The organism is Siculibacillus lacustris (assembly GCF_004328075.1).
Classification (GTDB): domain Bacteria; phylum Pseudomonadota; class Alphaproteobacteria; order Rhizobiales; family Ancalomicrobiaceae; genus Siculibacillus; species Siculibacillus lacustris.
Map to the genome: position 1 here is coordinate 12,425 of NZ_SJFN01000032.1, position 25,764 is coordinate 38,188.

Below are 25,764 nucleotides of genomic sequence, written 5' to 3' on the forward strand. Positions count from 1 at the left end.
ATCCCGCCGTGACCGACGCCGCTCCCTCGCCGCCCGCCGATGCCCCGCCCGCGCGGTCGCGGTTCGCGCGGCGCCGTCCGGTCCGCCGGGTCGCCCGCATCGTCGAGGCGATGCCGCTGGCGGCAATCCTGGCGATCGTCGCCCTGCTCGGGTCGCTGGTGTGGTTCGCCGACCGCAGCGAACGGGAGGAGGCGCGCGACGCGCTGATTCGCGATGCGCTGTGGGTCGAGCAGGCGCTGCGCTTCCAGATCGAGGCGGCGCGGGATTCGGTCGAACGGCTGGCCCTCGATCTCGCCGCGGGGCCGGTCGCGGTGGAGGGGGTGGCGGCGCGGCTGCGGACGCTGATCGCCACCCACCAGGAAGTCGCCGGGGTCGACTGGTTCGATGCCGAGGGCCGGGTCGAGCTGAGCGTGCCGCCGGCCGATCCCGCCGCCGCGCCGGCCGTGGCGCCGGAGCTGCGGATGCGCGGCTTCGGCTTGGCCCACGCCGTCCCGGGGACCGGCTACGTGGTCGATCTGGTGACCCCGGTGCAGGCGCGCGCCACCCGGGTCGGCACGCTGGTCACCCACGTCCGCCTCGATCGGCTGGTCACCGCCCACGTGCCGTGGTGGATCACACAGAACAGCCGGGTGGCGCTGACCGCCCGCGACGGCGTCGAGCTCGCCGCCAAATCGTCGCTCGATCCCGGGCCGGTGGCGCTGCGCCACGAGCTGAGCTTCGACCCGCCGCTGCCCGACGTGGTGCTGGTGCTGGCCGCCCATCACCGCGGCACCAACCTCGCCCGCAACAGTCTGGTGGCGGCGATCCTCGGTCTGGCGGCGGTGGCGGTCGGCTCGCTGGTCGCGCTGATGCGTCACTACCGCCGCCGCCTCGACGCCGAACAGAGCCTCGAGGAGGCCGAGGCGCTGCGCCGGGCGATGGAGGAGAGCCTGACCGTCGGCATGCGGGCGCGCGATCTCGACGGGCGGATCATCTACGTCAATCCGGCGTTCTGCCGGATGGTCGGGTTTCGCGCCGAGGAACTGGTCGGCCATCCGCCGCCGATGCCCTATTGGTTGCCCGATCTGGTCGACGAGACGCTCGCCCGCCACAAGGCGCTGACCGACGGCACGCTGGGCCCGTCGAGTTTCGAGACCCGCTTCCGCCGCGCCGACGGCAGCATCTTCGACGTACTGGTCTACGAGGCGCGCCTCGTCGACGCCGACGGCGTCCACCGCGGCTGGATGGGCTCGATCATCGACGTCACGGCGCGCAAACGCGCCGAGGAGCTCGACCGCCTGCAGACCGAGAAACTGACCCACACCGCCCGCCTGATCACCATGGGCGAGATGGCCTCGACCCTGTCGCACGAATTGAACCAGCCGCTGGCGGCGATCGCCTCCTATGCCGCGGGCTGCCTCAACCTGCTGCGCGACGGGCGGTCGGGCGGCGAGATGATCACCGCGCTGGAGAAGGTCGAGGCGCAGGCGCGCCGGGCCGGCGGCATCATCCGCCGCGTCCACGACTTCGTGCGCAAGCGCGAGCCGCGGTTCGCCCCCCTCGACGTCGCCGAACTGATCGGCGACCTCGCCGCCTTCGTCACCCCCGATGCACGCAAGGCCGGGGTCGAGATCGAGATCGCCGCCCTGCCGCCGAACCTGACGGTCGAGGCCGACCGGATCCTGATGGAACAGGTGCTGCTCAATCTGATGCGCAACGGCATCGAGGCGATGGCGGCGACACCGGCCGGCGATCGCCGCCTCGGCATCGCCGCGCAGGCCGACGACGGCCACGTGGTGGTGTCGATCGCCGACCGCGGCAGCGGCGTCGACCCGACCACCGCCGATCGGCTGTTCACACCGTTCTTCACGACCAAGCCCGAGGGCATGGGGATGGGGCTCAACATCTGCCGTACCATCGTGGAACTGCACCAGGGTCGGCTGGACTTCACGGCGCGGCCGGGGGGCGGTACGATCTTCGCGGTGACCTTGCCGCTCAAGATCCGCGAGGCGACGGCATGAACGGCACGACCGATCCGGGCACCGGCGACATCGCCGTCCACGTCGTCGACGACGATCCGGCGATCCGCGATTCCCTCGCCTGGCTGCTGACCTCCTGCGGGCTGCTGGTGACCGTCTGGGCCTCCGGCGAAGACTTCCTCGCCGCCTGGAGCGCGGCGATGCGCGGCTGCGTGGTGCTCGACGTGCGGATGGGCGGATTGTCCGGGCTCGACGTGTTGGCCCGCCTCGCCGCCGCCGGCTCGCTGCTGCCGGTGATCGTCCTGACCGGCCACGGCGACGTGCCGCTGGCGGTGCGCTCGCTGAAGCACGGCGCCTTCGACTTCATGGAAAAGCCGTTCGATCCGGCCGAGCTCACGGCCCGGGTGCGCGCCGCGCTCGATCTCGAGACGCGCCGCCACGCCGACCACCTCCAGGCCCGCGACCTGCACGCCCGCCTCGACAGCCTGTCGCCGCGCGAACGCGAGGTGATGGAGCTGATGCTCGGCGGATCGCTCAACAAGCAGATCGCCGACGAGATCGGCATCGCCCTGCGCACCGTCGAACTGCACCGGGCGCGGATCCTCGAGAAGTTCGCGGTGCGCTCGGCGGTGGAACTGGCCGGCCGGCTCGCCGAGGTCCGGCGCGACGAACGCCGCGGCGGGGCGCCGGAGGCCGGCGACCCCTTCGCCGACTGAAACCCCGCCGGCCCCGCGTCCCGCGCGAAAACCCCGAGATTCACAGGCCTGCGACCAGATAATGATGCGATCGCCCGAAACCCGGGGGTCGCCGTTAAATCGGTGTTCGCGAATGACGGCGTAGGGTTCTCGGCATGTGGGGGCGGTTTCGGACGAACACGGTGGGTGACAGAACGCACGGGTCGATCGTACGGCGGATCGGGCGCATCTTCGGCATCGCGGCGATCGACGATCGCCCGATCGACGAAGAGACCGCCCGGCACATCCGCGGCGATCAGATCGCGGCGATCGTCGACCTCGTGCCGATGAGTTCCGCCGCCAACATCGTCAACCTCGCCATCGTCGTCCAGGTCTTCCGCGGTCAGATCGCCTGGAGCTTCCTGGCGAGTTGGGCGGCGGCGGTGCTGCTGTTCGTCGGTCTGGCGCTGCGCAACTGGGTGAAGACCCGCGGCCGGACACGGCCGACCGCCTCGGCGCGGGCGATCGATCGCATGACGCTCCATGCCGTGGCGCTCGCCATCCTGTGGGGGCTGATGCCGATCGTCGTGGTGCCCGGCGCCGACGGCCAGCATCGGCTGATGATCGAGGTCCTGGCCACCGGCATGGCGGCCGGCGGCGCCTTCAGCCTGTCGACTGTGCCGCGCGCCTCGATCCTCTACGTGTGGATCATCATCGCCTCGCTGATCACCACCATGTTGATCGCCGAGACCCAGTTCGGTTGGCCCGCCCATCTGGTGATGGTGGCGATGTGGGTGTTGTTCGGCGTCTATCTGACCCGCAACGTCTCGGCGCTGGCCACCCGCTTCATCGAAAACGCCCGCAACCGCGCCGAACTCACCGAAAAGAACGACGTCATCGCTCTGTTGCTGCGCGATTTCCAGGAGCACGGCGGCGACTGGCTGTGGGAGACCGACGGCGAAGGCCTGTTGGTCGAACCCTCCGCACGCCTCACCGAAGTCTCCGGTCGGGCGGCCGGCGAGCTCGAGGGCCTGCCGATCCGCGCCCTGGTGGCCGGCGACCCGGAAGGTGGCGGCCGCCACCTGCTCGACGCGATGGAGTGGTACGACACCTTCCGCGACCTGATCGTGCGGCTGGAGATCGGCGACCAGATGCGCTCGTGGAGCCTCACCGGACGGCCGGTGTTCCGCGCCAGCGGCGTGTTCTGCGGCTATCAGGGGGTCGGCTCCGACGTCACCGAACGGCTGGCGGCCGAGGCCCGCGCCACCTTCCTCGCCGAGACCGACACGGTCACCGGGCTGGCCAACCGCCTGAAGTTCTCCTTCGAACTGGAGCGGGCGGTCGCCGACCCGGAAGGCGCCGGGCGGGCGACGCTGTTCTATCTCGACCTCGACCAGTTCAAGTCGGTCAACGACACCATGGGCCACCCGGTCGGTGACGCGCTGCTGACCCAGGTCGGCGAACGCCTGAAGGCGTGTTCCGGCCCGGGCATGGTGGTGGCGCGCATCGGCGGCGACGAATTCGCGATTCTCGCCCCCGCCGACGACCGCCCCGATCACGCGACCCAGGTCGCCGAAGAGATCCTGGCGACCTTCGACACGCCCTTCACCCTCGACGGCGCCGATTTCGCGATCGGCACCTCGATCGGCATCGCCATCGGTCCGGAGGACGGGCGCACGCCGCACGAGCTGATGAAGGCCGCCGACCTCGCGCTCTACCGCGCCAAGGCCGAAGGCCGCGGCATCTTCCGCTTCTACGAGCCGGGCATGGACGCCCGCGCCCGGCGCCGGCGGCAGTTGGAGCAGGGCCTGCGCGCGGCGATGGGCACCGAGCAGCTCTATCTCGTCTATCAGCCGATCATCGCCACCCAGAACGGTCAGATCACCGGCTTCGAGACCCTGCTGCGCTGGCATTCGCCGGAATTCGGCCACGTCTCGCCGGCCGAATTCGTGCCGATCGCCGAGGAATGCAAGCTGATCGTGCCGATCGGCGAATGGGTACTCAGGACCGCGACCCGCGAGGCGGCGAGCTGGCCGCGCCATCTCAAGATCTCGGTCAACCTGTCGGCGGTGCAGTTCCGCAATCGCCGGCTGCTCGCCACGGTGGTCAAGGCGCTCGACGACAGCGGCCTGCCGCCCAACCGGCTGCAGGTCGAGATCACCGAATCGACCTTGCTCGACGCCGGCGAACACACCCTGACGATGCTGCGCGACCTGCGCGTGCTGGGCATCCGGGTGGCGCTCGACGACTTCGGCACTGGCTATTCGAGCCTCAACTACCTGCGCAAGTTCCCCTTCGACAAGGTCAAGATCGACAAGCGCTTCATCGACGACATCGACACCAACGCCCAGAGCCGGGCGATCGTCAAGGCGATCCTCGACCTCACCGCGGCGCTCGGCATGTCGACGGTCGCCGAAGGTGTCGAGACCCATTTCCAGATGGCCGAGCTACAGCGGCTCGGCTGCGACGAGATCCAGGGCTACGTGATCTCGGCCGCCGTCGACGTCGACGCGATCCACGACATGCTGCGGCGCGACGTGGCCTGCGAGCCGGGCTGCGGCGAACTGGTCGAGCCGATCGACCTCGACTTCGTCGACATCGAGCCCCACGAGCTCGAGCACCGCGACGCCGTCGCCTGAGCCCGATCGGACCCGGCTCTAGCGCGGCGGATCGAAGCGGCGAGTCAGCACCGCGAGGCCGACCGCGGCGGCGATCACCATCGGCGTCACCATGCCCACCGCGAACAGCAGCGTGACGACCGCGTCGCCCCCTTCGGCGAGTCGCGCCAGCCCCCCACTCGCCAGTCCGGCGCCGACCGCGCCCGCCGCCACCGCGACGACCCCGAAGGCCGCGGCCCGGCCCGGCGAGGTGACCCCGCCGGCGCGCACCCACAGCGGCCAGCCGATCCCGCCCCACAAGGCAGCGGCGGCGGCGGCGGCGAGCGCGGCGGCGGTTCCGGCCCCGAGTTGCAGCACCAGCACGCCGACGAAGGCCGCGACGACCAGCGCGGCGGCGTAGGGCGCGACCCGCGTGGCGAGGGCCGAAGGTGCGGCGATTGCCGACGGTGCGACGGGCGCTCGGGGGGATTGGTCGATGTCGTTCACGCGCCTGTCCTCCACGGGGTATGCGGCGGCGGCGCAGTCGGACCGGCCGGTCGCGATCGGCGCCGTCCCCGCGCTCGTGGCGGTGGTCTGCGCGCTTCCTCTGCGTCGCGCAAGAGCGTGGGATCCGCGCGAATGGCCGCCGCCGGCATCAGCCGCGGTCGTCGGCGCGCGCCTGGGCGTGGCCCACCGCCACCGCGAGGCGGCCGGTGACGTATCCCGCGAAGGACCGTCCGAAGGCCAGACGGAAGCGCTCTGCCCCGCGCCGCCACAGCATCACTCCGGCCTTGCCGAACAGCGTGCGGGTGGCGCGCCCGACCGGAAAGGCCGCGAGGTCGAGATCGACCGGGATTTCGGCGGCGAGCGCTTCGGCGACCAAGGGTCCGGTGAGTTCGAGCGCGGCGTCGCGATCGCCGATTTCGACCAGCGACAGCGGCGCGGTGAGCGCGGCAAAGGCCGGGACGATCTCGGCGGCGGCTTCCGGCGGCGCGATCAGCAACCATTCGTCGGGACCGAGGCACAGCGCGGCGCGGCCCGCCGCTTCGGCCGTGGCGCCGACCGGCTCCGGCAGGACGAGACCGAAGGCCGAGGAGGCCGCCGCCACAGCGGCGCCGCGGGCGCGCAACACGAAGGCCGATTCGGCGGCGATCGGTCGGGCGGCGAAGCCGGCGGTTGCGGGCAGCGCCGGCAGATCGGCGAAGGCGTCGCGGCGGAGAAGCACGGGCGATCCGGTCTCAGGCATGGAGGCGGCGTCCTTCTTCGTCCCAGAACACGGGTGCGACCACGGTGGCGGCGATCGATCCGCCGGGCATCGGCACGTGCACGATCGTGCCGATCCGGCTGCGGCCGTCCTCGACCACGGCGAGCGCGATGCCGCGCCCGAGATTCGGCGAGGCATAGGCGGAGGTGACGTGGCCGAGCGCATGGGTGCCGGGGGGGGGCGCCGGATCGGCGGTGATCTGGGCGCCTTCGACCAGCACCACCTCGGGATCCTCGACCCGCAGCCCGACCAGTTGGCGCCGTCCCGGGCCGGCGAGATCGGGCCGCGCCAGACCGGCCTTGCCGACGAAGTCCGCTTTGGCCCGCCCGACCGCCCAGCCGAGGCCGACGTCGTCGGGGGTCAGCGTGCCGTCGGTGTCCTGGCCGACCACCACATAGCCCTTCTCGGCGCGCAGCACGTGCATCGCCTCGGTGCCGTAGAGCGTGCCGCCGTGGCCCGCAACCCGCGCGGCGAGGCGGTCCCACAGGGCGGCGCCATGATCGGCCGGCACGTTGACCTCGAAGCCGAGTTCGCCGGTGAACGACACCCGGAACAGCCGCGCCGGGATCCCGGCGACGGTGCAGGTCGCGACGCTCATGTGGGGGAAGGCTTCGGGCGCGAGATCGAGGCCTTCGACCAGCGGCGCCAGCACGGCGCGCGCCTGCGGCCCCTGGATCGCCATCACCGCCCAGCGCTCGGTGATCGAGGTCGCCCAGACGTCGAGGTCGGGCCATTCGGTCTGGAGGAAGTCCTCCATCAGGGCATGGACGCGGGCCGCGCCGCCGGTGGTGGTGGTGACGTGGAAGCGGTCGGGAGCGAGGCGGGCGACGATGCCGTCGTCGTAGACGAAGCCGTCGTCGCGGGTCGCCACCACGTAGCGGCAGCGCCCGACCGGCAGCTTCGCGAGCGCGTTGACGTAGAAGCGGTCGAGGAAGGTCGCGGCATCCGGGCCGACCACTTCGATCTTGCCGAGCGTCGAGGCGTCGAACAGCCCGACCGTGGCGCGCACGCTGCGAACTTCGCGGGCGACCGCCGCGCCTTCGCTCTCGCCGGGCGCCGGGAGACACAGGGCGCGCTTCCACTGGCCGACGTCTTCGAACACCGCGCCGGCGACCGTGGCGCGGGCATGGGCCGGGGTGCGGCGGACGGGATCGAACAGATCGCCGCGGCTCGCGCCGGCGAAGGCGCCGAAGGAGACCGGCGTATAGGGCCGCCGGAAGGTGGTGAGGCCGACCGCGGGCAGGCTCGTGCCGGTCGCCGCGGCGGCCACCGCCAGCGCGTTGATGTTCGAGGTCTTGCCCTGGTCGGTGGCCATGCCGGTGGTGGTGTAGCGCTTGACGTGTTCGATCGAGCGGAAGCCCTCGCGCACCGCCAGACGAATGTCCTTGGCGGTGACGTCGTGCTGGAGATCGACGAAGGCGCGGGTGCGGTCGCGATTCCCTCCGTGCGGCGCCTCGCCGGCGAAGCCGCCGATGTCGATCGCCGTGCCGGTGGCGGCGAAGCGGCGCGCGGCGACAGCGCCGTGTCCCGCGTCGCGGGCGGCGGCCGCGCCGGCGGCGAAGCCCTCGTCGAGGCAATCGGCGAGGCTCGCGGTGCCGTTGCAAGCGCCGGCCGAGCGGGCGGCCTCGTGCGGCGTGCCGGGCAGGAAGGTGGCGCGCGCGGCGTCCCAGCGCAGGCGGCCGCGCGACTGGGAGAAGAGATGCACCGACGGCGTCCAGCCGGCCGAGGTCAGCACCAGATCGCAGGCGAGGGTCTCGCCCGCGGCAGTCGTGCCGTCGGCGCGGTGGCGGGCGGTGACCACGCCGGTGACGGCGGTCGAGCCGAGCACCCGGTCGATGCCGGCGCCGGTCTCGACGGTCAGGCCGGCGGCGCGGGCGACTGCGGTGGCCGGACCGCCGTCGGGGCGAAGATCGAGGATGCGGACGATCTCGACGCCGGCGCTCCTGAGATCGTGGGCGGCGGCATAGGCCGAATCGCTCGCCGTATAGACCACTGCCCGCGCGCCAGCCGCGACGCCCCAGCGGTTGACCCAGGCGCGCGCCGCCCCGGCGAGCATCACCCCCGGGCGATCGTTGTCGGGGAACACCAGCGGCCGCTCGAGGGCGCCGGCGGCGATCACCACCTGAGCCGCGCGGACCTGCCACAGGCATTCGCGCGGCAGCGCCGGATCGGGCGCGGCGCGATGGTCGGTGACGCGTTCGAGCAACGCGACGAAATTGTCCTGGTAGTATCCGAAGGCGCAGGTGCGGGTGAGCAGCGTCACCCGCGGGTGGGCGGCGAGCGTCGCCAGCGTCGCGGCGATCCATTGCGCCGCCGGGGCGCTGTCGATGGTCGCGGCGGGTTCGGCGAGCAGCGAGCCGCCGAATTCGGGGCCCTCGTCGCAGAGGATCACCCGGGCGCCGCTCTCGGCCGCCGCGAGCGCCGCGGCGAGGCCGGCCGGACCGCCGCCGGCGACCAGCACGTCGCAATGGACGAAGCGTTGGGCGTAGCCGTCGGGATCGGCGGCGGTCGGCGCCCGGCCGAAACCGGCGGCGGCGCGGATCACCGGCTCGAACACCTTCGACCAGAAGCTCTTCGGCCACATGAAGGTCTTGTAGTAGAAGCCGGAGACGAAGATCGGCGACAGGAGATCGTTCACCGCCGAGACGTCGAAGGCCAGCGACGGCCAGCGGTTCTGGCTCTCGGCGACGAGGCCTTCCCGCAGTTCGACCTCGTTGGCGACGAGATTGGGCGTGGTGCGCCCGGCGTCGCGGATCACCGTGACCAGGGCGTTGGGCTCGTCGGAGCCGGCCGAGACCAGGCCGCGCGGGCGATGGTACTTGAACGAGCGGCCGACCACTTTGACGCCGGCGGCGAGCAGCGCCGAGGCGAGGGTGTCGCCTTGGAAGCCGGTGTAGCGGCGGCCGTCGAAGGTGAAGGCGATCGGCCGGGTGCGATCGATGCGTCCGCCGGTCGGGGTCCGGAAGGGGCCGGTCATAGGGCAGCCTCCGCGGCGAGGGTCTCGGCGAGCCGGGCGAGATCGGGGGCCGGATCGCCTGGGCGATAGGACATCACGAACTTGTCGGTGACGGTGTGGCGCACGGCGTTGAAGAAGCGCCCGCAGCCGTGCAGGTGGCGCCAGCGTTCGGCGATCAGGCCCTTGGTGTTGGCCCGGAAATAGAGCGCCTCGGCGAGTGCCGTGGGGTCGGCGTCGGGGCTCGGGCGGGCGACATGGGCCTCGCCGGCGGCGACGAACTCGAGTTCGGGGCGGGGGCCGCACCAGGGACAGGGGACGAGCAGCACGGGCGGGATCCCTCTCAATGCGCCACGGCGGCGGCGGCGGCTTCGTCGATCAGGCGACCGCGGGCGAAGCGGTCGAGCCCGAAGGGCGCGGCGATCGGATGGGCCTCGCCGCGGGCGATGGTGGCGGCGAGCAGATGGCCGGCGCCGGGCGTCGCCTTGAAGCCGCCGGTGCCCCAGCCGCAGTTGACGAACAGGCCGGGCACCGGGGTCGGCCCGAGGATCGGCGACCGGTCGACGGTGTTGTCGACGATGCCGCCCCAGTTGCGCATCATCCGGACGCGGCGGAGATGCGGGAACAGCTCGCAGATCGCGTCGAGGGTGTGGGCGGTGATCTGCAGGCCGCCGGTCTGGGAATAGGACACGTATTGGTCGGTGCCGGCGCCGATCACCAGATCGCCCTTGTCGGACTGGGAGATGTAGGCGTGGATGGTGTTGGACATCACCACGCAGGAGATCAGCGGCTTCAGCGGTTCGGAGACCAGCGCCTGCAAGGGCGTGCTCTCCAGCGGCAGGCGGCCGAGGCCGGCCATCTCCAGCACCACCGAGGTGTGACCGGCCGCCGAGACGCCGATCTTGCGGGTGGCGATCGCCCCACGGGTGGTGTCGAGGCCGGTAACCGCGCCGTCGGGGCCGCGGCGGATGCCGGTCACTTCGCAGTTCTGGAGGATGTCGACGCCGAGCGCGGACGCCGCGCGGGCGAAGCCCCACACCACCGCATCGTGGCGGGCGACGCCGCCGCGCCGCTGCAGCGTGGCGCCGCCGATCGGGTAGCGGATGTCCTTGGAGATGTTCAGGCCGGGGCAGAAGGCGCGGGCCTCTTCCGGGCTCAGCCATTCCGAATCGATGCCGGCCAGCCGGTTGGCGTGGAGGTGGCGGGTGAAGCTCTGGACGTCGTGATGGCCGTGGGCGAGCATCAGGATACCGCGCGGGCTGAACATGACGTTGTAGTTGAGGGTCTGGGACAGGTTTTCCCAGATCTTCAGCGAGTGGTCGTAGAGCGCCTCGGAGTCCTCGAGCAGGTAGTTGGAGCGGACGATCGTGGTGTTGCGGCCGGAATTGCCGCCGCCGATCCAGCCGCGCTCGACCACCGCGACGTTGCGGATGCCGAATTCGGCGGCGAGGAAATAGGCCGCCGCCAGACCGTGACCGCCGCCGCCGACGATCACCACGTCATAGGCCGGCTTGGGCTCGGGCGAGCGCCATTGCTCGGGCCAGTCGCGATGGGCGGAGAAGGCGTTGCGCAGGAGCGACAGGAAGGAGAAGCGCACGGCGAGACACTCCGACAGAGACGCCCGGAAGCGCCGCGGCGCGATCCGACCCCGCCATGGGAGCCGCAGCGGCGGCCGTTGTAAAGGGGACCGGCGACGCGTGTCGGCGAGGCCCAGCGCCGCGTTTGCGGAGCCCCCTCGCGAGCAGCCCCGCGCGGGGCGCAAACCCCTGCCGCCGTGGCCGAAATCGAGCGCCGAGAAGAATTTTTTCCCTCACGTTTGTTTGAATCGTGTCGGGACCGGACCCTGGGCCATTGTCTCCGTGCAAATACGGATCCCGTCGTGCGCGACTCGACGAGCCGCACGCTTCGGGTGCCGTCCATCGGGAGAGGGAGTTCCATCATGTCGACGACGCTGCTCAAGACCATCGCCACGTCCATCGTCCTGGCCGCCGTCGCGGTGAGCGCCGTGTCCGCCGCGGATCCGATCGAGACCCGCCGCGCGGTGATGAAGGGCAACGGTGCGGCCTTCGGCGGCGTCCTGGTCAAGACCGCCAAGGGCGAGACCCCCTACGACGCCGCGGCGGTCAGGGCGGCCCTCGACGCTCTGGTGACCAAGACCGCCGGCTTCACCGATCTGTTCCCGAAGGGCACCGAGACCGGCGGCGACACCGCGGCGGCGCCGAAGATCTGGGAGGATCCGGCCGGCTTCAAGGCGGCGCTCGCCAAGCTCCAGGAGACCGCCAAGGCCCAGACTCCGGCCGCCACCACCGACCTCGCCGGGCTCAAGGTGGCGGTCGGCGAGATCGGCAAGACCTGCAAGGGGTGCCACGACAGCTACCGCATCTCCAAGAACTGAGCGGTCGACCGCGGGTCGGGGCGGACGGGAGGCCGTCCCGACCCGCGGGGAATCGTGCTATCGGCGGGGCAGGAGATTCGACCATGGGAAGCGCCTGGCTCATCCGCCTGACGATACTGGCCGGGGCGGGCCTGGTCGTGGCCGCCGGTGGTCTGGTCATCACCCGACCCCAACGGATCGAGCCGTCGCGCCTCGCCGGCTTTTCGGCCGATCTCGCCAACGGCGCCTATCTGTTCGACGCTGCCGGCTGCGCCTCGTGCCATGCCGCGCCCAAGGCGGAAGGGCCGGAGCGCTTCAAGCTCGGCGGCGGCCGTCGTCTGGCGACGCCGTTCGGCACCTTCCACGTCCCCAACATCTCGCCGGACCGGCGCACCGGCATCGGCACCTGGACGGTCGCCGAGATCGTCGATGCGATCGCCGCCGGGGTCGGGCGCGACGGCAGCCACCAGTATCCGGCGATGCCCTACGCCTCCTACGGGCGGATGTCGCTGGCCGACGCCCATGATCTGGCGGCCTTCCTCAAGACCCTGCCGGCGGTGGAGAACGAAGTGCCGCCGCACGAGCTCGGCTTCCCGTTCGGGATCCGCCTGGGGATCGGTCTGTGGAAACTGGTCAATTTCAATCCGGGGCCGGTGGTGGCGCTTCCCGCCGCGACGCCGGAGGTGCTGCGTGGCCGCTATCTGGTCGAAGGGCCGGGCCATTGCGGCGAGTGCCACACGCCGCGCGACGCCGGCGGCGGCACCTTGCGCAGCCGCTGGCTCGCCGGCGCCCCGGCGATGGAAGGCCCGGGTCGCGTGCCGGACCTGACGCCCCATCCCAAGGCGCTCGGGCCCTGGTCGGTCGCCGACATCACCGGCTATCTCGAGACCGGCTTCAAGCCGGACGGCGACACCGCCGGCGGACCGATGGTCGAGGTGATCGACAACACCGCCCGGCTGACCCCCGAGGACCGGCGGGCGATCGCCCTCTATCTCAAGGCGGTGCCGGCGATCGCGCCCGAGCCGCGGCCGGTCACGGTGAAGTGAGCGGGTCCACGCCCGGCCCCGGCTGGGCGGTCTCGGCGAAGATCCAGGCGCCGTAGGCGCGGCTCGCCGCCGCCACTTCCAGAACCAACAGCGCCGGCAGGTCGTAGGGGTGATCGGCGGCGATCGCCGCCATCGCCGCTTCGGCGAGCGTCCGGCGGGTCTTGGCGAGCAGCGCGACCTCGCCGGCCTCCTCGATCGCCCCCTGCCAGCGGTAGATCGACTGCACCGCCGGCAACATCACCACGCAGGCGGCGAGGCGGCGCTCGACCAGCGCGCGACCGCAGGCGCGCGCCGCGGCGAGATCGGGGAAGGTCGACCAGACGATCACCGGGCCGTCGCCCTCCGGCGGGTTGGGGTCTGCCATGTCCGTTCTCCCCTCACCTTCGTGGTCGCCCCGCGTTGACCGCCCCTGCCCCGGCATGGGATCAGGGGGAGCAGGGACGCGTAGCGTAGACCCCAGGCCACGAGCCGGGGAAGAGATGTCCCGTACGAGGAAATCGCCGATGTCCGGACCGCGGGGCCACGCCCGTCGCAAGATCGAGAACGTCGCCTTCATCGCCTCGGCGAGCGAAGAAGCCGAGGCGGCCAAGCGGCGCCTGTCGCATCTCTACGGCTCGTCGCCGCCGGACATGGCCGACGTGATCGTCGCGCTGGGCGGCGACGGCTTCATGCTGGCGGCGCTGCGGCGCTTCCTCGATTCCGGCAAGCCGGTCTACGGCATGCATCGTGGCACCGTCGGTTTCCTGATGAACGAATATCGGGTCGAAGGCCTGATGGAGCGGCTGGCCAAGGCGGAGGTCACCCGCATCCGACCGCTGTCGATGACGGCGATCAGCGCCGACGGTACGGTCCACGAGGCGCGCGCCTTCAACGAAGTGGCGCTGTGGCGCCAGACCTATCAGGCGGCCAAGCTGAAGATCGTCATCGACGGGGTCGAACGTCTCGAGGAAATGGTCTGCGACGGACTGATCGTCGCCACGCCGGCCGGATCGACCGCCTACAACTTCTCCGCCCACGGGCCGATCATCCCGCTCGACGCGCCGCTCCTGGCGCTGACCCCGATCAGCCCGTTCCGGCCGCGGCGCTGGCGCGGGGCGCTGGTGCCCGACCGCGCCGAGATCCGCGTCGAGGTGCTCGACTTCGTCAAGCGGCCGGTTGGTGTCGCCGCCGATCACACCGAGATCCGCGACGTGCTCGAAGTCACGGTGTCGCAGGACCGCCAAGCGGAGAGCCTGCTGATGTTCGATCCCGAGCACAATTGGGAAGAACGGATCCTCGCCGAGCAGTTCCAGTACTGAGGCGCCGGCCGTTCGGACCAATCGGAGCGATCTCGGGAACGGAAATTTAAAGAAACCGCCCGATCATGCCATCGCGTTCAAGTGGATCCGCGAGCGTGGTCCGCCCACGATCGTGGGCCGAGGAGAGGCCGGGGCGAACCGGATCCGGAGGGTTTCATGGCCAAGCGCGTCACTCCCGTCGTCGACGACACCGAAGCCGACATGACCGACGCGGGACTCGGGATCGACGAGACCACGGTCTTCATCCAACCGCCCAACGACCTGCGCAAGAAGACGCGGCCGTCCGCCCGCAAGGCCGGCGACCCCGATCCGGTGGCCGCGGCGGAAGCCGCGCTGCAGCGCATGGCCGAGAGCTTCGACGGCTGGATGACCGAAGAGACCCAGCGGCTCGCCGCCCTGTGGACCCAGGCCGACGCCTCGGGATTCGATCCGGAATTGCGCTCCGACTTCTATCGCGCCGCCCACGACATCAAGGGTCAGGCGGCGACGCTCGGCTATCCGATCGCCGGGCGTATCGCGGCCAGCCTGTGCCGCCTGCTCGACGGCACCGCGCCGGAGCGGATGCCGCGCGAACTGGTGCGCCAGCACGTCCAGTCGGTCCGGGCGATCATCTCCGAGAACGCCCGCGAGGATTCGAGCGACACCGCGCGGCTGCTCGCCGACCGGCTCGACGAAGTCACCGACGACTATCTCGAACAGATCGCCACGGCGGCCTGAAGCCGATTCCGACCCCGCGGCGGCTCACGCCGCCCGATCGGCCTTTCGTGTCCTCACGCCGCCCGTCGCTCGGACGGGCGGGCGCCGAGTTCGGCGCGCAGGGCGGCCTGCAGATCCCCTTCCATCGACGCCAGAACCCGATCCGATTCGCCGACGTCTTCGTCGGCGGCGAGCCAGTGCGCCGGCAGGTCTTCCGGGCGGACGTGGCTGAACAGGCCCCAGGGCTCGTCGATCGCTTCCTCTTCGAAAGCCGGCGCGGGCGCCGCCACGGCGACGATCGGCGCGACCGGGTCGGCGGCCGGCGGCGATTCGGGCTGCGGCTGCGCCGTCGCCGGGGCCAGGGCCGCGACCGCGGGCTCGGCCGGCGGGGCGAGGCGACGGGCTTCGGCGGCGTCGCGATGGGCGGTCATCACCGCGCGCATGTGATCGCGGCCGGCATCGGCGGCGAAGCGGCGCAACAGCACCAGGAGATCGTCGGCGTCGCGCCGCTCGAAGGCGGTGTAGCGGGTCAGCACCCGTTCGACCAGGCGGCGGGCGAAGCGGGCGCCGTCGCCGGGCCGACCGTCGAGGCCACCGGTCTCGCGGGCGAGGTCGCGATGGACCTCGAGCGCCGCGACCAGTACCGGATAGGCGCGCTCGGGCAGGCCGGCGCGGGTGTGGAGGGCGCGCAGGCCGGTGCGGCGGCCGTCGGCGAGCAACGCGGCGACCCGTGCGGCGGGCAGGCCGGCGAGCACGGCGAACGACTCTTCCACGAAGCGCAGATCGCCGACGCAGGCGGCGCGCAGCAGCAGGCGGGTGGTCAGTTGGCCGCTCGCCCGCAGGTGTTCGACCAGCGCCGCGGTCTCGTCGCCGTCGGCGCGGCCGGCGAGCGCCACGGTGGCGCGGTCCTTGGCGTCGCGGGTGACCTCGGCGACGCGGGCCGAATCGCCGAGCGCCCGGTCGACGACGTGACGGCCGATCGCTTCGGCGAGCTTTTCCAGCACCCGGTGACGCAGAACGATCGGCACGTCGGGGCGACTCATCAGCGCCTCGCGCAGATCGGCGAAGTCGCCGAACCGTTCGACCAGGCTCTCCAGGGCGGGCGGCGGCAGGTCGGCGCCGGGATTGGCGAGGAGGCGCAGCGCCGACGGACGCTCGACCACCGCGGCGAGCGCCACGGCGACCGTCGGGCCGACGCGGGGGCGATCGGCGACGGCGGCGCGGACGCGCTCGTCGCAGGTCGCGACCAGCGCCACCAATTCGGGGTCGATCAGGTCGGGCGAACGGCCGGCGACCACCTCGGCGACGTCGGGGTGATCGTCGAGCAGGCTCTGCAGGAGATGACGCGGCGCGCCCGGGGCCTCGCACAGGACCTCGGCGAGGCGGCGGCGGACCACGACCTCCTCGTCGTGGGCGACCAGGGTCAACGCGGCTTCGGCGGTCTCGCGCGTCGCCTCGTCGAGCTCACCGGCGCGGTGGGCGCGCACCAGCGGCGCGACGGCGGCGATCCGCCCCTCCACCGAGGCCTCGCCGATCCAGAGGAAGAACCTGTCCAACACCATGCGACGCCCTGACGATCGAGCGGGACGCGGCGCCGGAGGTCGATCGGCCGCGCTTTCCCTCGTCCGACGATGCTGACAGGCAGACATTAATGATCGGTTCACCATGAAACCGCGCGGCGCCCCAGTTCGGCACGACGGGCGGCGCGTGGCTAATCACTCGCCCGCGCGGGTTGGTGGAGAGGCGCGATTCGGGAGCGGGGGCGAGGCGTGCGACGAGCTCAGCGGCCGATATCGGCGCGCAGGCGGCTGCCGATGGTGAGGTCGAGCGGGCGCGGGGCGCGGCGGACCGGGGCGTCCGGGATCGCCGTCGCGAGGTCGCCGCGCGCGGCGATCGCCGCGGCCGGGGCGGTGGCGGCGCTGATCGTGGTGGTGCGGACGCGGACCGCACCGGCGGCGGCGGCAGTGGCAGTGGCGTCGGCGGCGGTCGCCTCGGTGAACAGGCGCGGCGTCGGGACGGTGGCGCCGCGGGCGGCATCGACCATCGGCAAGGGCTGATCGGGCGCACCGGTGGCGACCCGGGTCATCAATCGGCTCGGCCGGGCGATCGGTGCGGGATCGGCGACGGCGAGCGGCGGCGGCGCGGCGAGGTGCAGCGGTGCGTTGGGATCGACATAGGGGATGCCGCCGGCCGGGGCCGCGGCCGAGGCGCGGGCGACGGCGGTCAGGGTCGCCGTGGCGGGCCGCGACGCGGTCGGCAGCGTCTCGGCGAGCGCCACCGCGGCGGCGGCATCGTCACCGCGTTCGACCGGATCGGAGCGCAGCAGCAGCGTGAAGGCATCGGCGGAGGACTTGGCGCGCCAGCCGTCGAGCCGCGGTCCGAGCAGCGGCGACGAGCCGGTGCGGGCGCCGGGCAAGGTGCCGTCGGCGATGGTCGCCTTGAGGTGGCGCAGCGCCATGGCGGGATCGGTGGCGGTCTCGGCGGCCCCGAGCGGTTCGGCGGCGACGGTGGCCGCGGCCTGGGCCTTGACCATCAGGGCGACGGTGCCGGGATCGGCGCGGCCGCCGGCGAGTGCGGCATGGGCCTCGGTGATGCGGCGGGCGGTATCCGAGGTGGCGGCGGTGGTCGGCCCGGTCAGGCCGGCGAGCAGTTCGGCGGCGGTGCGCGGGCGCCCGTCCTTGCCGTAGAACAGCGCCGGATTGGCGGCGGCGGCCTTGGGGAAGGCGATCGCCGCGGTGGTGGTCGGCTCGGCGGAGGCCATGCGGATCAGCTTCACCGCACCGGCGGCGCCGAGCACATGGGCGGCGTAGAGCTCGCCCTCGGCGGGGGGGCGGCCGAGCGCGTCGCCGAGCTTGGCGGCGTTCTCCTGGGTGAACTTGCCGGCCATCACCGAGGCGACCAGGGGATCGGTCTTGAGCGCCAGGATGCGCGACCGCTCGGCGGGATCGGCGACGGTCCAGCCGCCCTTGCCGTCGGCGGTGATCTTGTCGGCGAGCCGGTCGAGGCCGACCGACGGGCCCTGACGCTTGACGAGGTCGAGCCAAGTCTGGTCGACGAACTGGAACAGGCCCTTGGCGGTCGAGGTCGAGGCGCCGAGCTCGGTGCGGTGATCGGATTCGCGGCCCGAGGTCTCGAGCAGATAGCCGAAGGACGTGCCGGTGGCGTCGGCGGCGGCCTTGAAGGCGCCGGCGATCCGCCGATTGACAGTGCCCTTGTCGTCGATCTGCATCGTCGGACTCGTTCCTCGCCGTCCACCGTCGCCGTCGTGCGGCCCGGCTGGGCCACCGAGCCCCCGGCGGCGCCGTCCGCGGACGTCGCCGGCGCGTCCTCACCGTCGGTCGAACGGCGCGGCGGCGCTCGAAATTCTCGCCCCGAGCCGCCACCCGACCTCCGCGCGGGGATCGGATACCCGGCGGACGCGACCTGCGACCCACCGTCTGCCGAGGGTGCCACGATTCGCGCCGAAACCAAGCCGTCGTCGTAAATTGTTTCGGCTCGGTCGCCGTTTCGCGGCCGACAGAGCCGGCAGCGGCGCAAAACCGCATGACGGCCGACCGTCGTCAAGACTACATGAAGTTTCGGCTTGCTGTCGCCCGAGGGATTCGGCGGCGGCCGCCGCTCCCTCCCCTCCCCTCGCTGTGACGGACGGACCCGACGATGCGCTCTCTCCTCCTCGTCGCCGCCACGGATCGGCCCGGGCTCGACGCCGCCCTCGCCTCCGCCGCCGACGTGGCGATCCTCGATCTCGCCGATCTGGTGGCGCCGGAGGCCAAGGCCGAGGCGCGGGGCGCGATGGTCGCCTGCCTCGCCGCCCAGGCCTCGAACCCGGCGCGGCCGCGGCTCTACGTGCGGATCAACGGCTTTTCCAGCGGCTTCGCCGATCTCGACCTCGACGCGGCGGTGGCCGCAGGGGCCGAGGGCATCGTCCTGCCGCGGGCCGGCGGTGGCCCCGACGTGACCCGGCTCGACGCCAAGATCGCCGTCGCCGAGGCGATCCACGGCATTCCCGACGGGCGCACGCGGATCGTCGCCAGCGTCGCCGAGACCGCCCACGGGGTGTTCCAGGTCGGCAGCCATCGCGGCGCCTCCCATCGCTTGGCCGGTCTGGTGTGGGATCCGGAGGCCTTGGCGCGCGACCTCGGCGCCGCGGCGACGCGGGCGCCCGACGGCACGCTCCACGACGCCTTCCGTCAGGCCCGCACCGCGACGCTGCTCGGCGCGGTCGCCGCCGAGGTGGTGGCGATCGACGCCGCCTGGACGGGCGCCGCCGACGGCCTCGTCGCCGACTGCACGGCGGCGGCGCGCGACGGCTTCACCGCCAAACTGGCGGTCCATCCCGGTCAGGTGGCGGCGATCAACGCCGCCTTCACGCCGTCGCCGGCGGCGGTGGCGGAAGCGGCGGCGGTGGTCGAGGCGTTCCGGGCGAGCGGCGGCACCGGTGCGGTGGCGTTCCGCGGCCGCAGCCTGGAACGGCCACAGCTGATGCGGGCGCTGGCGACCCTGGCGCGGGCCGGGCGCAGCTGAGGCCCGAGGGCCGTCAGAGCCCGCCGGCGCCCGGCGGCCGGCTCATCTGGAACAACTGATCGACCACCACGTAGTCGCGGTAGCCGCAGCGCGCCAGGGTGCGGGCGCGGGTCATGTCGAACAGGCCGTCGACCATGCAGGAGTCGGCGAGGTGGACGCCGACCACCTGACCGATCACCATGTGGTTGTCGGAGGGCGTCCCTGCGAGGGTGCGCGGGTTGAGCCGCTCGACCACCCGGCACTCGAGCGCGGCGGCGGCTTCGGCGACGCGCGGCGCGGCGACCACCTGCGAGGCGACCTCGGTCAGCCCGGCGAATGCGAATTCGCTGACCCCGCGCGGCAGCGGCGCCGAGGAGCGGTTCATCGCCTCGCGCAGATCCCAGGTGGCGAGATTGACCACGAACTCGCCGGTCTCGGTCGCGGCGGCGATCGAATCCTTCCAGCCGTTCGACGAGAACAGCACCATCGGCGGGGTGTCGGCGACGGCGGTGAAGAAGCTGTAGGGCGCGAGATTGACCGCGCCGGAGGCGCTGCGGGTCGAGATCCAGCCGATCGGCCGGGGCGCGCAGATCGCCTTGAACGGGTCGTGCGGCAGGCCGTGGCCCTGGGCGGGGACGTAGAACATCGGGCTCACGCGCTCCAGTCGGAGAGGATGTCGTCGAGCGACGGGCGGGGACGGTCGACCGGCGGGACGGTCGGCGTGCCGATCGCCACCAGACCGGCGAAGCGCTCGCCAGGTCGCGCGCCGAGGATCGCCGCGGCCTCGTCGTCGTAGCAGCACCAGCCGGTCAGCCACTGCGCCGAATAGCCGAGCGCATGGGCGGCGAGCATCAGATTGAGCGTCGCGGCGCCGGCCGACAGCACCTGCTCCCATTCGGGCACCTTGAAGTGCGCCGTCGGCTTGGAGATCACCCCGACGGTCAGCGGCACCGCCGAGAAGCGGGTGGTCTCGATCGCCGCCTTGGCCGCCGGGGTGTCGGGGAAGCGGGCGGCATAGAGCGGCGCGAGGCGGGCGTCGAGGGCCGCCCGGGCCTCGCCGCGGTAGAGCACGAAGCGCCAGGGAGCGAGCTTGCCGTGATCGGGCACGCGGGCGGCGACGGTGACGATCCGCCGGATCTCCGCGTCGCTCGGGCCGGGTTCGGCGAGCTGGACGTGGGACACGGTACGGCGGGTCTCGAGCAGGGCGAGCGCATCGGGCATCGGCAAAGGGGCCTCGGTCGATCGGCGAGCCGGAGGGTGTGCGGCGGTCGCCTTGGGGGGCGGTCAGGGAACCGCCGAACCGCGGGCTTGTCAACGCCGGCGGGAGAAGGTGGCCGAAGGCCGGACGAGGGGGCTGGACCTCTCCTCTTCGTCCGAAGGCCTGATTTCGGCGTGTCGCCGCTACGCGGCGCCCCCTCATCCGCCGCTTCGCGGCACCTTCTCCCGCGGAGGGAGAAGGTGGGACCCGCGGGGGAGGCCCGAGCGCGACCGGCGCGAGCGCTCCGCCCGCGCTTCGGACTTGAATTCGCCATGGCTATGGGGTTCGTAACGAAGTCGGGCGAGAGTCGACAGCGCGAGACCGCGACCGCCCTTGCCACGAGGCTTCATCGACGTGACCACCGCTCCCAGCGCCGCTCCGTTCTTCCGGTCCCGCCGGCCGGCCGCCATCGCCACGGCGCTCCTGTGGGCGTTCGCCGCGACCTGTCCGCCGACCGGCGCCTGGGCGCAGGCCGCCGGCCAGCCGCTGCAGCTGCGCCCCCCCGTCGATCCGGCCGGACCGATCCCCTATGCGCCCAATCCGCCGCCCACCCCGCCGGCGCCCGCCGCCGCGGTGCAGCCGCCCCCGCCGGCCCCGGCCGAAGTGGTGGCCAAGGCCTCGCTGAAGCTCTCGGCGCTGGTCACCGAAGACGGGGCGCCGATCCGGTCGGGACTGGTGTGGCGGATCTTCCAGGAGAAGACCCCGACCGCCAACGACGACAAGATGCAGCTGATCGTCACCGCCTCGGGCGGCGACGCCGAGTTCCGCCTCGATCCCGGGTCCTATCTGGTGCACGCCGCCTATGGCCGCGCCGGCGCGACCACCCGGGTCACGGTGGCGGCCGACAAGACGCGGCGCGAGACGCTGATCCTCAACGCCGGCGGCCTCAAGCTGGGGGCGCTCGGTGCCGGCGATCTGCCGCTGCCGGCGGAAAAACTGACCTTCGACATCTACGCCAAGGACGCCGACCAGCGCGGCGAGCGCCAGGCCCTGGTGCTCGGGGTCAAGCCCGGGCGGATCGTCCGGCTCAATGCCGACACCTATCGGGTGGTCGGCCGCTACGGCGACCTCAACGCGGTGGTGCGCGCCGAGATTCACGTCAATCCCGGTAAGCTGACCGAGGCGACGGTCTATCACAAGGCGGCGCAGCTGACCCTCAAGCTGGTCAACGAGGTCGGCGGCGAGGCGCTGCCCAACACCAGTTGGCTGGTGCTGACCCCGGCCGGCGACACCATCACCGAGAGCGTCGGCGCCTTCCCGACGATCGTCCTGGCGGAGGGCGATTACGCCCTGGTCGCCAAGAATCAGGACCGCATCTTCACCCGCAACTTCACCGTCCAGGCCGGGTTCGATCGCGAGATCGAAGTGGTCGCCGACGACGGCCGCAAGAACTGACCCCCGCGACGACGGTCAGGCGATCTCCTCGGCGTCGAGGGTGACCACCCCGGCGGCCTCCAGCCGAGCGCGCGCGGCGGCCAGCGACCCGTCGAGATCGATCGCCCGCGAGGCGTCGTCGACCAGCACCGTCTCGAACCCCGCGGCGCGCGCGTCGAGCGCCGTCCAGGCGACGCAGAAGTCGGTGGCGAGACCACACACATGGACCCGGGTGATGCCGCGGGCGGAGAGCAGCGCGGCGAGCCCGGTGTCGGTGCCGTCGGCCTCGCGGAAGGCCGAATAGCTGTCGACGAAGCGGTTGGCGCCCTTGCGCAGGATCACGAAGGCGTGAGGCACGGCGAGATCGGCGGCGAGCGCCGCGCCGGGGCTCGCCTGGACGCAGTGGACGGGCCACAGCACCTGCGGACCGTAAGGCAGTTCGACGGTGTCGAAGGGCGCCCGGCCGGGATGGGCGGCGGCGAAGGAGCGATGATCGGCGGGGTGCCAGTCCTGGGTCAGCACGACCGAGGAAAAGCGCGCCGCGAGCGCGTTGACGACCGGGACGACCTCGTCGCCGGCCGGCACCGCCAGAGCGCCGCCGGGCAGGAAGTCGTTCTGGACGTCGACGACGATCAGACAATCGGTGGTGGAGGGCATCGGCGTCTCCCGAGTGAGGCGGGCCGCCCGGCGCGCGGGTCGGCGGCCGTGATGGGTCGCTCGCCTGGGGTAGCAGACCCGAATCCGGTGTACAACGGACGATGACGCCCCGCTGTCGCCCCTGACCGAGACCCTCGCCATGCCCGTCTTCCCCGACCCGCGCCGTCCTCCGCCCCGCCCGCTGGTGCCGCGGTCGCTGTTCGGCCGGCTGTGGCGGTTCTTCCTGCCGGGGGCGATCGCCCTGATCGCCGCGGCGATCCTGACCGGGGTGGTCGATACGACCGCGCGCCCGGCCTGGCTGTTCGCCGGCGGGGTGGTGATCGCGATGATCGGGGTGGTGAGCCTGCTGCGCCATCTGTGGGATCAGGGCCGTGCGGAACGGGCGGCCCGCGACGAGCGTTCCATGAGACGCGAGGAGACACGCCGATGAATCACGACCATTACGACGACGCCTATATCCGCGACATCCTGACCTCGGTGAAGACCATCGCCCTGGTCGGGGCCAGCGCCAATCCCGAGCGCGATTCCTTCATCGTGCTGAACCGCCTGCTCGCGGTCGGCTACGACGTCACGCCGATCAACCCGGGGCTCGGCGGCGACGAGATCGCCGGCCGGACGGTGGTGGCGCGTCTCGCCGATCTGCCCCATCCGGTCGACATGGTCGACGTGTTCCGCAATTCGGCCGCCGCCGGCGGGGTGGTCGACGAGGCGATCGCCATCGGCGCCAAGGTGGTGTGGCTGCAGCTCGGGGTGCGCGACGACGCCGCGGCGGCCCGCGCGGAAGCCGCCGGGCTGAAGGTGGTGATGAACCGCTGCCCGAAGATCGAGTTGGCGCGGCTCGGGATCGCCTGACGGGCGGTGCGGCGCCGCCCGCCCCTCACTGCAGGGACAGGAGGCCGCGGAGGTCCCAGGGATCGCCGCCGGCGGCACCGTGCAGATTGTCGATGCGCCAGCCGCCGCCTTCGCGGACGAGCGAGAACACCAGCGTGTCGTCGGCGCCGGCGGTCTTGCCCTTGGCCACCGGCAAGGTCGCGCGGACATGGGCCTTGGTTGAGTCGACATCGACCACCACCAGGGTCGGCTTGCCCGGCCGGCCGTCCTGGGCGTTGAAGAACAGGTCGAAATCGATCGGTCCGACGTCGCCGTCCTCGACCTTGGCCTCGGCGGCCTTCCACAGATCGACCAGATCCTTGGCGAAGACGCCGGTGCGGCCGGCGGGCTCTCGCCAGAAGTCGGGCTCCTTGCGCCGGCGCGACGCCGCGAGCCGGTCGTAGAGGCCGGCCACGAAGGCGGCGGGATCGCCGGTCTCGGCGCGGGCCGCAACGGGTGCGAGAAGTGCGACGGCGAGGCCGGCGAGGAAGGGACGGCGCGAGATCATGGGTCCGAGTCCTCCGACGTCCGGATGGCGACGTCTCGACGATGGTGACGATCATTAGCGGATTTTTCGCGGCCGTGCAGCGTCGGTCGGGCGGGTGCAGGACTGCGAACACGCGGCGTGGGATCGCGACGACGCCGCCGCGGGGTTCCGCTGCGGCGCCCTCTTCCTTCTCCCCTCGCGGGAGAAGGTGGCCGAAGGCCGGATGAGGGGCTGAGCCTCTCCATCGGCGGAGTGCCGAACTCGAACCGCCGCCCCCCTCATCCGCCCCTTCGGGGCACCTTCTCCCGCGAGGGGAGAAGGGAGGCGCGGCGAATCGCTGCCGTCGCTCGGCGCCGAGTCGCGCTGGACGATCGCTCGCTCCTGCTTCGGCGTTTGCGCTCGCACGCGGATCGCGCGACAACGATCGTGTTTCATCGGCGGCCGCGGCCGCGGTACGGAGTGTGCCCCATGACCGATTCGAAGCCCGGATTCTCCACCCTCGCGGTCCACGCGGGCGCCCAGCCCGATCCGACCACCGGCGCGCGGGTGACGCCGATCTACCAGACCACCGCCTTCGTGTTCGAGGACGTCGATCACGCCGCCGCGCTGTTCGGGCTGCAGGCCTTCGGCAACATCTACACGCGCATCACCAACCCGACCACGGCGGTGCTCGAGGAACGGGTGGCGGCGCTGGAGGGCGGCACCGCGGCGGTGGCGGTGGCCTCGGGCCACGCCGCCCAGCATCTGGTGTTCCACACCCTGCTGCGCCCGGGCGATTCCTTCGTGGCGTCGCGGCGGCTCTACGGCGGCTCGATCAACCAGTTCAACCATGCCTTCAAGAACTACGGCTGGGAGGTCCATTGGGCCGATACGGAAGATCTCGCGGCGGTGGAAGCGGCGATCGATGCGACCACCAAGGCGATCTTCGTCGAGAGCCTGGCCAATCCCGGCGGCTTCGTCACCGACATCGCCGCCCTCGCCGAGATCGCCCACCGCGCCGGCATTCCGCTGATCGTCGACAACACCATGGCCACGCCCTACCTGTGGCGGCCCTTCGAGTATGGCGCCGACATCGTCGTGCACTCGGCGACCAAGTTCCTCGGCGGCCACGGCAATTCGATGGGCGGGGTGATCGTCGACGGCGGCACCTTCGACTGGCTGAAGGACGACCGCTATCCGATGCTGTCGGCGCCGCGGCCGGAGTACCAGAACATGGTGCTCGGCCAGACCTTCGGCAATTTCGCCTTCGCCATCGCCGTGCGGGTGCTGGGGCTTCGCGACATCGGGCCGGCGATCTCGCCGTTCAACGCCTTCCAGATCCTGACCGGCATCGAGACCCTGCCGCTGCGCATGGCCAAGCACTGCGCCAATGCCCTCGAGGTCGCGACCTGGCTCGCCGCCCGGCCGGAGGTGGCGTGGGTCAACTATGCGGGGCTCCCCGGCGATCCGCACCATGCGCTGGCCGCGAAATACCTGCCGAAGGGCGCCGGGGCGGTGTTCACCTTCGGGCTCGCCGGCGGCTACGAGGCGGGCGTGCGGCTGGTGTCGAAGGTGGCACTGTTCTCCCACCTCGCCAACATCGGCGACACCCGCAGCCTGGTGATCCACCCGGCCTCGACCACCCATCGCCAATTGTCGGACGCGCAGAAGATCGCCGCCGGCGCCGGGCCGGACGTGGTGCGGCTGTCGATCGGCATCGAGGACGCCGCCGATCTGATCGCCGATCTGGAACAGGCGCTGACGCCCTGACGCCAG

General features: G+C 72.2%; 24 protein-coding genes. 12 read left to right on the plus strand and 12 right to left on the minus strand.

Annotated features, from left to right (window positions below; genetic code table 11):
• Positions 1-8 precede the first annotated feature (8 nt).
• The 3 genes from EYW49_RS17835 to EYW49_RS17845 all read left to right on the plus strand — a co-directional run bounded on the left by EYW49_RS17835 (position 9) and on the right by EYW49_RS17845 (position 5,271).
• The gene (locus EYW49_RS17835) at positions 9-2,000 is read left to right on the plus strand and encodes a two-component system sensor histidine kinase NtrB (RefSeq protein ID WP_206365504.1); all 1,992 of its coding nucleotides are present in this window, start codon (positions 9-11) and stop codon (positions 1,998-2,000) included.
• The gene (locus EYW49_RS17840; protein ID WP_131310984.1) at positions 1,997-2,674 is read left to right on the plus strand and encodes a response regulator transcription factor; all 678 of its coding nucleotides are present in this window, start codon (positions 1,997-1,999) and stop codon (positions 2,672-2,674) included. The genes EYW49_RS17835 and EYW49_RS17840 overlap by 4 nt, the downstream gene beginning before the upstream one ends.
• A gap of 161 nt (positions 2,675-2,835) precedes the next feature.
• Complete coding sequence (locus EYW49_RS17845; protein ID WP_165498320.1) at positions 2,836-5,271, plus strand: putative bifunctional diguanylate cyclase/phosphodiesterase; 2,436 nt, start codon at positions 2,836-2,838, stop codon at positions 5,269-5,271.
• Positions 5,272-5,289: 18 nt separating this feature from the next.
• Here EYW49_RS17845 and EYW49_RS17850 read toward each other — a convergent pair whose 3' ends face one another.
• The 5 genes from EYW49_RS17850 to EYW49_RS17870 all read right to left on the minus strand — a co-directional run bounded on the left by EYW49_RS17850 (position 5,290) and on the right by EYW49_RS17870 (position 11,043).
• Positions 5,290-5,736: a hypothetical protein gene (locus EYW49_RS17850; protein WP_131310986.1), complete on the minus strand. Its 447-nt coding sequence runs from the start codon at positions 5,734-5,736 to the stop codon at positions 5,290-5,292.
• Between the two features lie 148 nt (positions 5,737-5,884).
• Positions 5,885-6,475 carry a sarcosine oxidase subunit gamma gene (locus EYW49_RS17855; RefSeq protein ID WP_131310987.1) on the minus strand — a complete coding sequence of 197 codons (591 nt, stop codon included), beginning with the start codon at positions 6,473-6,475 and terminating at the stop codon, positions 5,885-5,887.
• Positions 6,468-9,470, minus strand: a complete 3,003-nt coding sequence (locus EYW49_RS17860) for a sarcosine oxidase subunit alpha family protein (protein ID WP_131310988.1) — start codon at positions 9,468-9,470, stop codon at positions 6,468-6,470. The genes EYW49_RS17855 and EYW49_RS17860 overlap by 8 nt, the downstream gene beginning before the upstream one ends.
• Complete coding sequence (locus EYW49_RS17865; RefSeq protein WP_131310989.1) at positions 9,467-9,775, minus strand: sarcosine oxidase subunit delta; 309 nt, start codon at positions 9,773-9,775, stop codon at positions 9,467-9,469. The genes EYW49_RS17860 and EYW49_RS17865 overlap by 4 nt, the downstream gene beginning before the upstream one ends.
• A 14-nt stretch (positions 9,776-9,789) precedes the next feature.
• Positions 9,790-11,043 (minus strand): sarcosine oxidase subunit beta family protein, encoded by a 1,254-nt coding sequence (locus EYW49_RS17870; RefSeq protein ID WP_131310990.1) that lies wholly within the window; start codon positions 11,041-11,043, stop codon positions 9,790-9,792.
• 342 nt (positions 11,044-11,385) lie between these two features.
• On the opposite strand from EYW49_RS17870, the gene EYW49_RS17875 reads away from it, so the two are divergent.
• Positions 11,386-11,841 (plus strand): c-type cytochrome, encoded by a 456-nt coding sequence (locus tag EYW49_RS17875; RefSeq protein ID WP_131310991.1) that lies wholly within the window; start codon positions 11,386-11,388, stop codon positions 11,839-11,841.
• Between the two features lie 83 nt (positions 11,842-11,924).
• Positions 11,925-12,866 carry a cytochrome c gene (locus tag EYW49_RS17880; protein WP_131310992.1) on the plus strand — a complete coding sequence of 314 codons (942 nt, stop codon included), beginning with the start codon at positions 11,925-11,927 and terminating at the stop codon, positions 12,864-12,866.
• On the opposite strand, the gene cutA is transcribed toward EYW49_RS17880, so the two are convergent.
• Entirely contained in the window at positions 12,853-13,230 is a 378-nt protein-coding gene (gene cutA, locus EYW49_RS17885) for a divalent-cation tolerance protein CutA (protein WP_131310993.1), read from the minus strand. The genes EYW49_RS17880 and cutA overlap by 14 nt on opposite strands.
• A gap of 139 nt (positions 13,231-13,369) precedes the next feature.
• Between cutA and EYW49_RS17890 the strand changes: the two genes are divergently transcribed.
• Entirely contained in the window at positions 13,370-14,164 is a 795-nt protein-coding gene (locus EYW49_RS17890; RefSeq protein WP_131310994.1) for an NAD kinase, read from the plus strand.
• Positions 14,165-14,320: 156 nt separating this feature from the next.
• Complete coding sequence (locus tag EYW49_RS17895; RefSeq protein WP_131310995.1) at positions 14,321-14,881, plus strand: Hpt domain-containing protein; 561 nt, start codon at positions 14,321-14,323, stop codon at positions 14,879-14,881.
• Positions 14,882-14,934: 53 nt separating this feature from the next.
• Here EYW49_RS17895 and EYW49_RS17900 read toward each other — a convergent pair whose 3' ends face one another.
• Positions 14,935-16,422: a DUF2336 domain-containing protein gene (locus EYW49_RS17900; RefSeq protein WP_165498321.1), complete on the minus strand. Its 1,488-nt coding sequence runs from the start codon at positions 16,420-16,422 to the stop codon at positions 14,935-14,937.
• Between the two features lie 218 nt (positions 16,423-16,640).
• Positions 16,641-18,089, minus strand: coding sequence for a hypothetical protein (locus EYW49_RS17905; protein WP_131310997.1), 1,449 nt, complete (start codon positions 18,087-18,089; stop codon positions 16,641-16,643).
• Positions 18,090-18,517: 428 nt separating this feature from the next.
• Between EYW49_RS17905 and EYW49_RS17910 the strand changes: the two genes are divergently transcribed.
• Entirely contained in the window at positions 18,518-19,384 is an 867-nt protein-coding gene (locus EYW49_RS17910; protein WP_131310998.1) for an HpcH/HpaI aldolase/citrate lyase family protein, read from the plus strand.
• A gap of 13 nt (positions 19,385-19,397) precedes the next feature.
• Here the strand turns inward: EYW49_RS17910 and EYW49_RS17915 are convergent, their stop codons facing one another.
• Both EYW49_RS17915 and EYW49_RS17920 read right to left on the minus strand, forming a co-directional pair.
• The gene (locus EYW49_RS17915) at positions 19,398-20,009 is read right to left on the minus strand and encodes a flavin reductase family protein (protein ID WP_131310999.1); all 612 of its coding nucleotides are present in this window, start codon (positions 20,007-20,009) and stop codon (positions 19,398-19,400) included.
• A 5-nt stretch (positions 20,010-20,014) separates the two neighbouring features.
• The gene (locus EYW49_RS17920; protein WP_131311000.1) at positions 20,015-20,584 is read right to left on the minus strand and encodes a nitroreductase family protein; all 570 of its coding nucleotides are present in this window, start codon (positions 20,582-20,584) and stop codon (positions 20,015-20,017) included.
• Positions 20,585-20,975: 391 nt separating this feature from the next.
• Here EYW49_RS17920 and EYW49_RS17925 point away from each other — a divergent pair, with 391 nt between their 5' ends.
• On the plus strand, positions 20,976-22,016 hold the full coding sequence (locus tag EYW49_RS17925; RefSeq protein WP_131311001.1) for a hypothetical protein: 1,041 nt from the start codon (positions 20,976-20,978) through the stop codon (positions 22,014-22,016).
• A gap of 15 nt (positions 22,017-22,031) precedes the next feature.
• Here EYW49_RS17925 and pncA read toward each other — a convergent pair whose 3' ends face one another.
• Positions 22,032-22,652 carry a bifunctional nicotinamidase/pyrazinamidase gene (gene pncA / locus EYW49_RS17930; protein WP_131311002.1) on the minus strand — a complete coding sequence of 207 codons (621 nt, stop codon included), beginning with the start codon at positions 22,650-22,652 and terminating at the stop codon, positions 22,032-22,034.
• Between the two features lie 139 nt (positions 22,653-22,791).
• Between pncA and EYW49_RS17935 the strand changes: the two genes are divergently transcribed.
• Together EYW49_RS17935 and EYW49_RS17940 are read left to right on the plus strand one after the other, a co-directional pair.
• Positions 22,792-23,082 (plus strand): hypothetical protein, encoded by a 291-nt coding sequence (locus EYW49_RS17935; RefSeq protein WP_131311003.1) that lies wholly within the window; start codon positions 22,792-22,794, stop codon positions 23,080-23,082.
• A complete protein-coding gene (locus EYW49_RS17940) occupies positions 23,079-23,504 on the plus strand; it encodes a CoA-binding protein (RefSeq protein ID WP_131311004.1) in 426 nt (141 codons plus the stop codon). Before EYW49_RS17935 ends, EYW49_RS17940 begins: the two co-directional genes overlap by 4 nt.
• Positions 23,505-23,529: 25 nt before the next feature.
• Here the strand turns inward: EYW49_RS17940 and EYW49_RS17945 are convergent, their stop codons facing one another.
• Positions 23,530-24,030, minus strand: coding sequence for a DUF3828 domain-containing protein (locus EYW49_RS17945; RefSeq protein ID WP_131311005.1), 501 nt, complete (start codon positions 24,028-24,030; stop codon positions 23,530-23,532).
• A gap of 447 nt (positions 24,031-24,477) precedes the next feature.
• On the opposite strand from EYW49_RS17945, the gene EYW49_RS17950 reads away from it, so the two are divergent.
• Positions 24,478-25,758, plus strand: coding sequence for an O-acetylhomoserine aminocarboxypropyltransferase (locus tag EYW49_RS17950; protein WP_131311006.1), 1,281 nt, complete (start codon positions 24,478-24,480; stop codon positions 25,756-25,758).
• Positions 25,759-25,764: the final 6 nt, after the last annotated feature.